We start from the raw sequence: 13,353 nt of genomic DNA on the forward strand, positions 1-13,353 counted from the left end.
CTTTCCGGAGTTTTCCATGACGGCCCACGCCGACCTCTCGCCGACCCTGCAACTCGCCTGCGACCTGATCCGCCGTCCGTCGGTGACGCCGGTGGATGCCGATTGCCAGAAATTGATGATGCAGCGCCTGGGCAACGCGGGCTTTACGCTCGAGCCGATGCGCATCGAGGATGTGGATAACTTCTGGGCCAGCCATGGCAAGCAGGACGGCCCGGTGCTGTGCTTCGCCGGGCACACCGACGTGGTGCCGACCGGCCCGGTGCAGGCCTGGCAGCTCGACCCGTTCGATGCGGTCATTGATGAGCAAGGCATGCTCTGTGGCCGTGGCGCAGCAGACATGAAAGGCAGCCTGGCGGCAATGGTGGTGGCGGCCGAACGGTTCGTCGCCGATTACCCGGACCACAAAGGTTCGCTGACCTTCCTGATCACCAGCGATGAAGAAGGCCCGGCCCACCACGGCACCAAAGCCGTGGTCGAACGCCTCAAGGCCCGCCAGGAGCGACTGGACTGGTGCATCGTCGGCGAACCGTCGAGCACCACCTTGGTGGGCGATGTGGTCAAGAACGGCCGTCGTGGTTCCCTCGGCGCCAAACTGACCGTGCGCGGCAAGCAAGGCCACGTGGCTTATCCACACCTGGCGAAGAACCCGATCCACCTTGCCGCGCCCGCCTTGGCTGAATTGGCCGCCGAGCATTGGGACCACGGCAACGACTTCTTCCCGCCGACCAGCTTCCAGATCTCCAACCTCAATTCCGGCACCGGCGCCACCAACGTGATCCCGGGTGACTTGGAGGCGGTGTTCAATTTCCGCTTCTCCACCGAGTCCACCGTCGAAGGCCTGCAACAGCGCGTCGCCGACATCCTCGACAAGCATCAACTGGACTGGCACATCGACTGGGCCTTGTCCGGCCTGCCGTTCCTCACCGAGCCGGGTGCACTGCTCGATGCGGTGTCGTCGAGCATCCGGGACGTCACCGGGCGCGAGACCCAGGCGTCCACCAGCGGCGGCACCTCCGATGGTCGCTTCATCGCCACCATGGGCACGCAAGTCGTGGAACTGGGGCCGGTCAACGCGACCATCCACCAGGTCAACGAGCGCGTGCTGGCGGCCGATCTCGACGTGCTGACCGAGATCTACTACAAGACGCTGATCAAGTTGCTCGCCTGATGCTTGCCTGCCCGATCTGCAGTGAACCGCTGAACGCGGTGGACAACGGCGTGGTGTGCCCGGCCGGCCATCGCTTCGACCGCGCGCGCCAGGGTTACCTGAACCTGCTGCCGGTGCAGCACAAAAACAGCCGCGACCCCGGCGACAACCAGGCCATGGTCGAGGCCCGCCGCGATTTTCTCAACGCTGGGCACTACGCCCCGGTCGCCCGGCGCCTGGCGGAACTGGCCGCCGAACGCGCGCCTGGGCGCTGGCTGGACATCGGCTGTGGCGAGGGCTACTACACCGCGCAGATCGCTGAGGCGTTGCCCCATGCCGATGGCTACGCCTTGGACATTTCCCGCGAGGCGGTCAAGCGCGCCTGCAAACGCAGCCCGCAGTTGACCTGGTTGATCGCCAGCATGGCGCGGGTGCCGTTGGCGGACGGTTGCTGCCAGTTCCTGGTCAGCGTGTTCAGCCCGCTGGACTGGCAGGAGGCCAAGCGCCTGCTCAGCCCCGGCGGCGGCCTGATGAAAGTCGGCCCCACCGCCGGCCACCTGATGGAGTTGCGCGAGCGCCTGTATGACGAAGTGCGCGAATACACCGACGACAAGCACCTGGCCCTGGTGCCGTCGGGCATGGTGCTGGATCACAGCGAAACCCTCGAATTCAAGCTGACCCTCGACAACGGCCAGGACCGCGCCAACCTGCTGGCCATGACGCCCCACGGCTGGCGCGCCAGCGCCGAACGCCGCGCCAGCGTGATCGAGCAGGCCGAGCCGTTCGAGGTCACGGTGTCGATGCGCTACGATTATTTCGTTCTTCAATAACCTTTTTTGATTCCGGACCCCGGGCAACCGTTCGGGGCCAGTTAAATCCGCGAATGGATTTTTCAAGACCGCAGCGAGGACATCCATGCGCCAACCCGATATCGAGATTTACCTCAAAGACGCCGACGTCGACCACAAGGCCATCGCCGCCTGGCTCGGCCAAGCCCTGGGCCCGTGCAGCGACTGGGTACAGAAAGGCCAGACCTACAAGTGCAAGGCCGGCAGCATCCCGGTGACCTGGCTGCCAAAAGCCGTGGGCAAATGGAACAGCCTGTACCTGGAAAGCGACCAGACCCCGTGGGAAGACGACATCGCCTGCGCCCGCGCCGCCTTCGCCGCACTGAACGTCGAAGTGCGCTGCGCGCCTGGGTCGTGGGTGGAGGAAGAAGGGGAAGAATCGGCGGATCGCTGGATTCGCATCAGCGCCGATGGGGAAGAGGAGATTACCTGGAAGACAGCGTGACACCCGTCTCAGGTCCAGACTAGATCCAAATGTGGGGGCACTGTGGGAGCAAAGCTTGCTCGCGATGGCTGAAGTACATTCAACATTGATGCAAGCTGACCTATCACTATCGCGAGCAAGCTTTGCTCCCACAGGGATCTACCTGGGCTTCAGGCGTGGGGTTACAACCCCACCACATCCTCAGCCTGCAAGCCCTTCTGCCCTTCCACCACCGCGTACTCGACCTGCTGGCCTTCGGTCAGTGAACGGTGGCCTTCGCCACGGATGGCGCGGTAATGCACGAACACATCCGCCCCACCTTCACGCTGGATGAAGCCGTAGCCTTTGGCGTCGTTGAACCACTTCACACTGCCGGTTTCCCGTGCTGCCATGATGCTCACTCCCATTTTTATTTTTAAGTCGGCTTTTCGAGGGAAAGCCGTACGAACGTTAGCTGTCCAGCCGTCCATAAGGGAGGCCGTGGCAGTCACTGGCCGAGTATATGACAGACACAAAAACTCTCAACTGACTTTACTTCGCCGCTTTTTTGCCGATTTTCGACGAATCCGGCACACTAGCGGCCGCTTGATCTTATCCACTCATGCAGAAGCCGTATGACCCGCTCCCCGTTCCGTCGTCTTGTGTTTGGCACCCTGCGCCGACTGTTGTACCTCTGGGTTCGCTCCGAGACCATCAACCAGTCGTCCTTTACCCTCAACCTCGACCGCAGTCGTCCGGTGTTCTACGTCCTGCAAGATCCTTCGCTCACCGACCTGGCGGTGCTCGATACCGAATGCACCAAGGCCGGCCTGCCCCGTCCGGTATTGCCGGTGTCCGTGGGCAACCTGCTGGAGCCGGCGGCGTTTTTCTACCTGACGCCGGCGCCGGACTGGATCGGGCGACAGGACAAGCGCGGCGCGCCGCCCACCCTGACGCGACTGGTCGACGCCCTGACCCACAATGCCGCCGAAGACGCCCAGATCATCCCGGTCAGCGTGTTCTGGGGGCAGTCGCCCGACAGCGAATCCAGCCCCTGGAAGCTGTTGTTCGCCGACAGCTGGGCCGTCACCGGGCGCTTGCGTCGCCTGCTGAGCATCATGATTCTGGGGCGCAAGACTCGCGTGCAATTCTCCGCACCAATCCACCTGCGCGAACTGATCGAACACGACAAGGGCCACGAACGCACCGTGCGCATGGCCCAGCGAATCCTGCGGGTGCACTTCCGCAATCTGAAAGCGGCGGTCATCGGCCCGGACATTTCCCACCGACGCAACCTGGTCAAGGGCTTGTTGAACCAGCCGCTGGTCAAGCAAGCGATTGCCGAGGAAGCCGAGCGGGAAAAGATCTCCCCGGAAAAAGCCAAGGCCCAGGCCCTGCGCTACGGCAACGAGATCGCCTCGGACTACACCTACACCGCGATCCGTTTCCTGGAAGTGGTGCTGAGCTGGTTCTGGAACAAAATCTACGACGGCATCAAGGTCAACCACATCGAAGGCGTGCAGAACGTCGCCCAGGGCCACGAAGTCATCTACGTGCCGTGCCACCGCAGCCACATCGATTACCTGCTGCTGTCCTACCTGCTGTTTCGCAACGGCCTGACGCCACCGCACATCGCCGCCGGCATCAACCTCAACATGCCGGTGATTGGCGGCCTGTTGCGCCGAGGCGGGGCGTTCTTCATGCGCCGTACCTTCAAGGGCAACCCGCTCTACACCGCCGTGTTCAACGAATACCTGCACACGCTGTTCACCAAAGGCTTTCCGGTGGAGTACTTCGTCGAGGGCGGTCGCTCGCGCACCGGGCGCATGCTGCAACCCAAGACCGGCATGCTCGCCATCACCTTGCGCAGTTTCCTGCGTTCCTCGCGCATGCCCATCGTGTTCGTGCCGGTGTACATCGGTTATGAGCGGGTGCTGGAAGGCCGCACCTACCTGGGCGAGCTGCGCGGGGCCAGCAAGAAGAAAGAATCGATCTTCGACATTTTCAAGGTCATCGGCGCCCTCAAGCAGCGCTTCGGCCAGGTGGCGGTGAACTTCGGCGAGCCGATCAAACTGGCGGAATTCCTCGACAGCGAACAGCCCGGTTGGCGCCAACAGGAATTGGGCCCGCAATTCAAACCGGCCTGGCTCAACGCGACCACCCATCGCCTCGGCGAGCGCGTGGCCCGGCACCTGAACGAAGCCGCGGCCATCAACCCGGTCAACCTCGTCGCCCTGGCGCTGCTGTCCACCAGCCGCCTGGCCCTGGACGACCGCGCCATGGCGCGGGTGCTGGACCTGTACCTGGCGTTGCTGCGCAAAGTCCCGTACTCGCCCCACACCACCCTGCCCGAAGGCGATGGCCAAGCGCTGATCGAACACGTGAAGGGCATGGACCTGCTGTCGGAACAGAGCGATGCCTTGGGCAAGATTCTGTACCTGGACGAGCAGAACGCGGTGCTGATGACCTACTACCGCAACAACGTACTGCACATCTTCGCCCTGCCGGCATTGCTGGCGAGCTTCTTCCAGAGCAGCTCGCGCATGAGCCGCGAACAGATCCTGCGCTACACCCACGCGTTGTACCCGTACCTGCAATCGGAGTTGTTCATTCGCTGGTCGCTGGAAGAACTGGACGGTGTGATCGACCAGTGGCTCGAGGCGTTTGTCGAACAGGGCCTGCTGCGTTTCGAAAACGACCTGTACCTGCGGCCGGCGCCGAGTTCGCGGCACTTCGTGCTGCTGACCCTGCTGTCGAAGAGCATTGCCCAGACCTTGCAGCGCTTCTACATGACCGTCTCGCTGCTGCTCAACAGCGGTCAGAACACCATCAGCGCCGAAGAACTGGAAGACCTCTGCACCGTCATGGCCCAGCGCCTGTCGATCCTGCATGGCCTGAATGCGCCGGAATTCTTCGATAAGAGCCTGTTCCGTCACTTCATCCAGACGATGCTGGACCTGGATGTGCTGCGCCGCGACGAGGCCGGCAAACTCAGCTACCACGAGCTCCTGGGCGAACTGGCCGAAGGCGCGGCCAAGCGGGTGCTGCCGGCGGAAATTCGCCTGTCGATTCGCCAGGTGGCGTTGCATCGCAGTGAAGATGCGGCGGAGGTCGCCGTCAGCCCGGACATTTGACCTTGGCCGATCACTCACCGTGAACAGGGAACGGTTCCGGTGGGTGGATGGGTGAATCGCCAGGCGTACTCCGACGCTGCGCAGAGGCTAAGGCGACGTCAAACGAAGAAAAGACCTACAGAGAACTTTGGAGCAGGCCTCTAGGATGGGCCCACGTCAATGTCGACGTATTGAAAAGGAATTCAACATGAACATCATCACCCTCACCCTGCAACTGCCCGAAGGCTATGAACTTCCGGAAGCCGGCCGTGCCGAAATCAGTGTTCGAAATGCCGACGGTATGCAGATCAGCAGCAGCGGCGGCCAGGGCTCCAACATGGCGCCAAGGGGGCCACTCCAGCAGCCTTGGCAGTATCGCTTCCAGATCAGTGCCGAGACGGCGTCCGTAGGCGAGAAACTCTCGGTAAAGGCGCAAATGTACCGAGGCGATACCGCTCTTTTCCTTGATACCGAACAGACTTTCACCTGGGACGGCGGCGATCAACACGTTGACATCCCCCTGAGCCTGGCGCCAGCATCGCTGGCTGAAACTGTTCAAGCCCCCGCGTTCGATTCCTGAGCCGCGACGTTACGCAGCGATGCTTGAACACAAACCCGCTAAATGCTCATTGACGCCCGCGTTGGCTGGCGTCAATGAGCCAGGTACTTTCCCATGAAAAAACTCGCTCTGCTTGCATCCATGGCCTTACTGGCCGCTTGCCAATCGGCAACCCCACCCTCCGCGTCCCTCGACGGCGAAGTCTTCTACCTGCAACGCATCGCCCTGCCGCCCAACGCCACCTTGAGCGTGAGCCTGCAGGACGTTTCCATGGCCGACGCCCCTGCGGTAGTGCTCGATGAGCAGAGCGGCCCGGTCAAAGGCCAGGTCCCGCTGCCGTTCCACCTCAGTTATGATCCCGCCCAGGTCAAGCCCGGCCATCGTTATGCCGTGAGCGCCCGCATCGAAGTGGACGGCCAGCTGATGTTCATCACCACTGAACAGCACGCCGTGCAACTCGATGGCAAGGATCCGCAGCCGTTGAAGATCCGCGTCAACGCCGCACGCTGATTCTGTTTTCCACTTTTTTCAAGGACGCCATCATGCTCCGCTCTACCCTCCGTTTCACCGGCCTGTGCGCGGGCCTGTTGATCTGCGCCAATGCCATGGCCCTGTCCCTGGGCGACCTGTCGCAACAAGATGCCACCGGTGGCCTCAAGGACGCCTTGACCCAAGGTGCGCAGGTGGCGGTCAAGCAACTGGGTACACCCGGCGGCTTCAGCAACAACCCGGAGGTGAAGATCGAGCTGCCAGGCAAGCTGGGCAAAGTCGCCAGCAAGATGAAGGCCTTCGGCATGGGTGAGCAGGTCGATCAGCTGGAAACCAGCATGAACCAGGCTGCTGAAGCCGCCGTGGTCCAGGCCCAGCCGATTCTGGTCAATGCCGTGAAGAACATGAGCGTGAGCGATGCCAAGGGCATCCTCAGCGGCGGCAACGACTCGGCCACTCAATACCTGAACAAGAGCAGCCGCGAGCAGATCCGCGCCAAGTTTCTGCCCATCGTCAAGCAAGCCACCGACAAGGTCGGCCTGGCCCAGAAATACAATGCCTTCGCCGGCCAGGCCGCGACGTTCGGCGTGCTGGACGCCAAGAGCGCCAACATCGAAAACTACGTGACCGAGCAGGCGCTGGACGGGTTGTTCGAGATGATCGGCAAGCAGGAAGCCACCATTCGCCAGAACCCGGCGGCTGCGGCGACCAGTTTGGCGAAGAAGGTTTTCGGTACCCTCTGATCCGGGGTTTTCAATCCAGTATCTTGATTGACTGTCACGCCCCCTTCGCGAGCAAGCCCGCTCCCACATTTAACCGCGTTCCTCCATGGAAATACGGTCGAATGTGGGAGCGGGCTTGCTCGCGAAGGCGGCGGCACATTAAACAATCAGCCTGCGGTTATCAGGTTTTCTTGACCCTGAACCACGCCGCATACAACGCCGGCAGGAACAACAGCGTCAACGCCGTAGCCACGATCAAGCCGCCCATGATCGCCACAGCCATAGGGCCAAAGAACAAGCTGCGCGACAGCGGGATCATCGCCAGCACCGCAGCCAATGCGGTGAGCACAATCGGGCGGAAGCGCCGAACCGTGGCTTCGATGATCGCCTGCCAAGGCGCCAGCCCGGCCTTGATGTCCTGTTCGATCTGGTCCACCAGGATCACCGAGTTGCGCATGATCATCCCCGACAGCGCGATGGTACCGAGCATGGCGACAAAACCGAACGGCTGACGGAATACCAGCAGGAACAGCGTGACGCCGATCAACCCCAGGGGCGCGGTGAGGAACACCATGGCCGTGCGGGAGAAACTGCGCAGTTGCAGCATCAGCAACGTCAGCACCACCACGATGAACAACGGCACGCCGGCATTCACCGATTTCTGGCCGCGGGCCGAATCCTCCACCGTACCGCCCACTTCCAGCAGGTAACCGTCCGGCAGTTCGGCACGAATCGGCTCCAGGGTCGGGAAAATCTGCTGCACCAGGGTCGCCGGCTGTTCCTTGCCGTAGATATCGGCCCGTACGGTCACGCTCGGCAGACGGTTGCGGTGCCAGATCACGCCCTCTTCGAAGCCGTACTCCAAGGTCGCGATCTGCGACAGGGCCACGCTCTTGCCGTTGTCGGTCGGCACCGCCAGGCTCGGCAGCAACGACAGCTCGGTGCGCTCATGCACCGTACCGCGCAGCAGGATTTCGATCAGTTCGTTGTCCTCCCGGTACTGGCTGACGCTGGAGCCGGTGAGAGAGCTGCGCAGGAAACTCGCCAGGTGGGTGGTGCTGACGCCCAAGGCCCGGGCGCGGTCCTGGTCGACGTTCAGGTACACCACCTTGCTCGGCTCTTCCCAGTCCAGATGCACATTGACCACGTAGGGGTTTTCGCGAACTTTCGTCGCCACTTTCCGCGCCAGGGCCCGGACTTCTTCGATGTGCTCACCCGTGACGCGGAACTGCACCGGGTAGCCGACCGGCGGGCCGTTTTCCAGGCGAGTGACCCTCGAGCGCAAGGTCGGGAATTGTTCGTTCAGGGTCGCGATCAACCAACTGCGCAAAGGCTCACGGTCTTCGATGGTCTTGGCCAGCACCACGAACTGGGCGAAGCTGGAGGCCGGCAGTTGTTGGTCCAGCGGCAGGTAGAAGCGCGGTGAACCGGTGCCGACGTAGGCCACATAGTTGTCGATGCCGGCATGGTCCTTGAGCAGCGCTTCCAGGCGCTTGACCTGCTCGGCGGTGTTGCTCAGGGAGGCGCCTTCCTGCAGTTTCAGGTCGACCATCAGCTCCAGCCGCCCCGATGCCGGGAAGAACTGCTGCGGCACGAACCGGAACAACACCACAGAGCCGACGAACAACAGCACGGTCAGCAGGATGACGGTTTTGCGCCGACGCACGCACCACTCCACCATCCGCCGGACACGCTGGTAAAACGGCGTGCCGTAAGGGTCGGTCTGGCCGTCAGTCGTGCCATGTTTGGCCGCATGAATTTTCGCCAGGTCCGGCAGGAGCTTTTCCCCCAGATACGGCACGAACACCACGGCGGCCACCCAGGAGGCGACCAGCGCCAGGGTCACGACCTGGAAAATCGAGCGGGTGTATTCGCCGGTGCCCGATTGCGCGGTGGCGATTGGCAGGAAGCCCGCCGCCGTAATCAACGTACCGGTGAGCATCGGGAATGCGGTGCTGGTCCAGGCGAAACTGGCGGCCTTGATCCGGTCATAGCCCTGCTCCATCTTGATCGCCATCATCTCCACCGCGATGATCGCGTCGTCCACCAGCAGCCCCAGGGCCAATACCAGCGCGCCGAGGGAAATCTTGTGCAGGCCGATCCCCAGGTAATACATGGCGGCGAACGTCATCGCCAGCACCAATGGGATCGCCAGGGCCACCACCATCCCGGTGCGCAACCCCAGGGAGAAAAAGCTCACCAGCAGCACGATCGTCAGCGCTTCCACCAGCACCTGGACGAACTCACCGACCCCGGTCTTCACCGCTGCCGGCTGGTCCGACACCTTGTGCAATTGCATGCCGGCCGGCAGGGTGTTCTGGATACGAGCAAAGTCGACCTCAAGGGCCTTGCCCAGAACCAGGATATCCCCGCCTTGCTTCATCGCCACGGCCAGACCGATGGCATCCTCGCCCATGAAGCGCATACGTGGCGCCGGCGGGTCGTTGAAACCACGGCGCACGTCCGCCAGGTCGCTGATACGGAACGTACGATCACCGACCCGGATCGGGAAACTGCGGATCTCTTCCACGGTCTGGAAATTCCCCGAAACCCGTAGCTGCAATCGCTCGCTGCCGGTTTCGAAGAAGCCTGCGGTGGAGACCGTGTTTTGCTCTTCAAGGGCCTGCTGGACAGCCGCCAAGGGCAGGCCAAGGGTCGCCAGCTTCACGTTTGACAGTTCGATCCAGATTTTCTCGTCCTGCAAACCGATCAGTTCGACCTTGCCCACGTCCTTGACCCGCTGCAGCTGGATCTGGATGCGATCGGCGTAGTCCTTGAGCACGGCGTAGTCGAACCCTTCGCCGGTCAGCGCGTAGATATTGCCGAAGGTGGTCCCGAATTCATCGTTGAAGAACGGGCCCTGTACATCCGGCGGCAAGGTGTGGCGGATATCGCCGATCTTCTTGCGCAGTTGGTACCACAGCTCGGGAATCTGTGCCGAATGCATGGAGTCGCGCGCCGCGAAAGTCACTTGGGATTCCCCCGGGCGGGAGAACGAAACGATCTTTTCGTAATCGCCGGTTTCCATCAGCTTCTTTTCGATACGCTCGGTGACTTGGCGCGACACTTCCTCGGCCGTCGCCCCCGGCCACACTGTGCGAATGACCATGGCCTTGAAGGTGAATGGCGGGTCTTCGCTCTGGCCAAGCTTGGTGTAGGAAAGCGCACCGACGATGGCCAGCAATAGCATCAGGAACAGTACGATCTGGCGGTTACGCAGCGCCCATTCGGAAAGATTGAAACCCATCGCGGATTACTCCTTGGCCGTCAGATTGACCATACGGTTGGAGCGATCCACCGGCCGTACCTGCTGGCCGTCGAGGAGCACATGCACGCCGGCCGCCACCACCCAGTCATCGGGGCTGAGGCCTTCGAGCACCGGCACGTTTTTTTCGCCGAAGGCGCCGACTCGCACCGGGACTTTTTTCACGGTGTTGTTGGCGTTGACCACCCAGACATAGGTGGCGCCATTTTCAGCCGTCAGGGCCGACAAGGGCACCGACAGCGGCACCGTGTCGGCAGTCTGGATAAACACCCGCGCGCTTTGGCCCAGCTCCGCCGGAACGCTGCCGGCCGTGAAGGCCACGCGAGCAGCAAAGGTACGGGACTTGGGATCGGCAGCGGGCGACAGTTCGCGGATACGCCCGCTGAAACGCTGGTCGGGCTGGCTCCACAGTTCGACCGAGACCGGCTGGCCGATCTTGAACCGGCCAAAACCTTGCTCCGGCAGGCTGATCAGTACTTCACGCTCGCCGTCGGTGGCCAGGGTGAAGACGGTTTGCCCAGCCGAAACTACCTGCCCGACTTCCACCGAACGCCGGGCCACCACGCCATCCTGGGGCGCACGCAGCACCGAATAGCTGGCCTGGTTGTTGGCGACATCGAACTCGGCCTTGATCTGCTTGAGCCGTGCGGTGCCGGAGCGATAAAGGTTTTCGGCGTTGTCGAACTGGGAGCGGCTGACCATCTGCCGCTCCATCAAGGTTTTGTAGCGATCACGTTCGGCACGAACCAGGTTCAGGTTGGCCTCGGCGGCGGCGACCTGGGCACGGGTCGCTTCCAGTTGCAGGCGCACATCTTCGGGATCGAGCTCGGCCAGCGGCTGATTGGCCTTGACCCGCTGGCCCTCTTCCACCAACCGTCGGCTCACTTTGCCGCCAATGCGAAAGGCCAGGTCGGGCTCGAAACGGGCCCGCACTTCGCCAGGGTAACTGTCCATCGCCTGGGCCGAAGGCTCGGGCTTGACCACCATGGCGGGGCGCACGGCGACGGCCGCCGGCTCGTCATGACCGCACGCAGACAATAAAAAAGCCAGGGCGACTGGCATGGCGAGGGGCAGGGCATAGCGGAACATGGCGAGTGACCTTTCGCTAATGGTGCTTGGAATAATTATACTGGCGAGTATGTTATTAATAGCAAACTCACCAGTCCAGTATTAAAGCGAAGAAATGTCGAACAATCCTTCATCCACCAGCGGCCCTGGTCGCCCTAAGGACCTGGCCAAGCGCCAGGCCATTCTGGACGCGGCGAAACGTCTGTTCCTGAGCATGGGGTATGCCAATACCAGCATGGACGCCGTCGCCACCGAGGCGGGGGTTTCGAAGCTGACGGTCTACAGCCATTTCAACGACAAGGAGACGCTGTTTTCCGCTGCCGTGATGGCCAAATGTGAAGAACAGGTACCGTCGCTATTTTACGAATGGCCCGACGGCGTTCCGATCGAGCAGGTGCTGCTGAACATTGCCCGCGGGTTCAACCAACTGATCAACAGCGATGAATCGTTGAACCTGCATCGGCTGATCATGGCCTTGGGCAGCCAAGACCCGAAGCTGTCGACGATTTTCTACGAAGCTGGTCCGCTGCGGATGCTCTCAGGTATGGAGCGGCTGCTGACCAAGGTCAACCAGAACGGCGCCCTGAGCATCGACAAACCGCGCAATGCCGCCGAGCACTTTTTCTGCCTGATCAAGGGCGCGGCGAATTTCCGGTTGTTGACTGGCTGCGGCGCGGCCCCGGAACCCGAAGCCGCCGAGGCTCATGTGCAGGAAGTGGTGGGGTTGTTCATGCGGGCTTATCGGCCTTAGGCCAGCCACAGTTTTTTCTGACTGAGGTGGGCCTGTGGGAGCAAAGCTTGCTCGCGATGGCGGCGCTGCGATCTCTCAGAACACCGCGTCATCGTTCGTCGCGAGCAAGCTTTGCTCCCACAGATCATTCTTCTCCGACAAAACACCTTTTCCCACAGATCAGGGCTTGAGCGCTTTCTTCGGGTAGATGTCGTAGCGACTGGATTTGCCATCGAGCCCATGGCTCGGCTTCGGCCCTTCGATGCACGGTGCCTTGCGCGGACGCTTGACCACCACCCGATGCGTCGCCAGGGCCAGGGCCGCGGCGAGCAGTGCCGGAGCGTCCGGGTCATCGCCCACCAGGGGCCGGAACAGACGCATCTCCTTCTTCACCAGGGCGGTTTTCTCACGATGAGGGAACATCGGGTCGAGGTAGATCACCTGGGGCGGTTCGCCTTCCCAGTTGCGCATCACCTCGATGGAGTTGCCCTTGAGCAAACGCATGCGCGCTACGATCGGCGCCACCTCGAAGTCCTCTGCCCCACGGGCCAGGCCATCTTCCAGCAAGGCGCCAATCAGCGGCTGGCGCTCGATCAGGCTCATGTCGCAGCCCAGGCTGGCCAGCACAAAGGCATCCTTGCCCAACCCGGCCGTGGCATCCAGCACCCGCGGACGCACGCCTTGGGCAACGCCGACTGCCTTGGCGATCATCTGGCCACTGCCGCCGCCGTACAAGCGCCGATGAGCCGCGCCACCTTCGACGAAGTCCACGCGCACCGGCCCTGGCGCATCCGGGCCCAACTGCTGCAATTGCAACCCCTGCTCGCCGACCTGCAAGGCAAACTCGCCCTCGTCCACTTGCAAAGGCAGGCCAAGCCGCTCGGCCCAGTGCTCGGCCTGCGGTTGGAAGGCCGGGGCCAGGGCCTCGACATGGATACGGCAGGCCGCAGGTTGCTCACTCATGGAAACATGCTCAAAAAATTAAGGATCGGCAAAAACGGCCGATAAC

General features: G+C 62.3%; 12 protein-coding genes. 8 read left to right on the top strand and 4 right to left on the bottom strand.

Annotated features, from left to right (window positions below; all coding sequences use genetic code 11):
- Nucleotides 1-16: 16 nt before the first annotated feature.
- The 3 genes from dapE to AB4N80_RS28625 all read left to right on the top strand — a co-directional run bounded on the left by dapE (nt 17) and on the right by AB4N80_RS28625 (nt 2,440).
- The gene (gene dapE, locus AB4N80_RS28615; protein WP_122568721.1) at nt 17-1,168 is read left to right on the top strand and encodes a succinyl-diaminopimelate desuccinylase; all 1,152 of its coding nucleotides are present in this window, start codon (nt 17-19) and stop codon (nt 1,166-1,168) included.
- Complete coding sequence (locus tag AB4N80_RS28620) at nt 1,168-1,977, top strand: putative RNA methyltransferase (protein WP_354338108.1); 810 nt, start codon at nt 1,168-1,170, stop codon at nt 1,975-1,977. Before dapE ends, AB4N80_RS28620 begins: the two co-directional genes overlap by 1 nt.
- 85 nt (nt 1,978-2,062) lie before the next feature.
- Entirely contained in the window at nt 2,063-2,440 is a 378-nt protein-coding gene (locus AB4N80_RS28625; RefSeq protein WP_053182357.1) for a hypothetical protein, read from the top strand.
- A gap of 161 nt (nt 2,441-2,601) precedes the next feature.
- Here AB4N80_RS28625 and AB4N80_RS28630 read toward each other — a convergent pair whose 3' ends face one another.
- Complete coding sequence (locus AB4N80_RS28630; RefSeq protein ID WP_003198198.1) at nt 2,602-2,811, bottom strand: cold shock domain-containing protein; 210 nt, start codon at nt 2,809-2,811, stop codon at nt 2,602-2,604.
- A gap of 222 nt (nt 2,812-3,033) precedes the next feature.
- Here AB4N80_RS28630 and plsB point away from each other — a divergent pair, with 222 nt between their 5' ends.
- From plsB to AB4N80_RS28650, 4 genes are all read left to right on the top strand, one after another.
- A complete protein-coding gene (gene plsB / locus AB4N80_RS28635) occupies nt 3,034-5,532 on the top strand; it encodes a glycerol-3-phosphate 1-O-acyltransferase PlsB (protein WP_122568723.1) in 2,499 nt (832 codons plus the stop codon).
- Nucleotides 5,533-5,719: 187 nt separating this feature from the next.
- Entirely contained in the window at nt 5,720-6,091 is a 372-nt protein-coding gene (locus tag AB4N80_RS28640) for a hypothetical protein (RefSeq protein WP_122568724.1), read from the top strand.
- A 93-nt stretch (nt 6,092-6,184) separates the two neighbouring features.
- Nucleotides 6,185-6,580, top strand: a complete 396-nt coding sequence (locus AB4N80_RS28645) for a YbaY family lipoprotein (RefSeq protein ID WP_122568725.1) — start codon at nt 6,185-6,187, stop codon at nt 6,578-6,580.
- Nucleotides 6,581-6,612: 32 nt separating this feature from the next.
- A complete protein-coding gene (locus AB4N80_RS28650; protein ID WP_122568726.1) occupies nt 6,613-7,302 on the top strand; it encodes a DUF4197 domain-containing protein in 690 nt (229 codons plus the stop codon).
- Between the two features lie 160 nt (nt 7,303-7,462).
- Here AB4N80_RS28650 and AB4N80_RS28655 read toward each other — a convergent pair whose 3' ends face one another.
- Entirely contained in the window at nt 7,463-10,528 is a 3,066-nt protein-coding gene (locus AB4N80_RS28655) for an efflux RND transporter permease subunit (RefSeq protein ID WP_305482800.1), read from the bottom strand.
- A 6-nt stretch (nt 10,529-10,534) separates the two neighbouring features.
- Complete coding sequence (locus AB4N80_RS28660) at nt 10,535-11,635, bottom strand: efflux RND transporter periplasmic adaptor subunit (RefSeq protein ID WP_354338101.1); 1,101 nt, start codon at nt 11,633-11,635, stop codon at nt 10,535-10,537.
- 94 nt (nt 11,636-11,729) lie between these two features.
- Here AB4N80_RS28660 and AB4N80_RS28665 point away from each other — a divergent pair, with 94 nt between their 5' ends.
- Nucleotides 11,730-12,365 carry a TetR/AcrR family transcriptional regulator gene (locus AB4N80_RS28665; RefSeq protein ID WP_122568729.1) on the top strand — a complete coding sequence of 212 codons (636 nt, stop codon included), beginning with the start codon at nt 11,730-11,732 and terminating at the stop codon, nt 12,363-12,365.
- 159 nt (nt 12,366-12,524) lie between these two features.
- Here the strand turns inward: AB4N80_RS28665 and AB4N80_RS28670 are convergent, their stop codons facing one another.
- Nucleotides 12,525-13,307, bottom strand: a complete 783-nt coding sequence (locus AB4N80_RS28670; protein ID WP_122568730.1) for a class I SAM-dependent methyltransferase — start codon at nt 13,305-13,307, stop codon at nt 12,525-12,527.
- Nucleotides 13,308-13,353 lie beyond the last annotated feature (46 nt).

Source organism: Pseudomonas sp. H3_A02 (assembly GCF_054671965.1).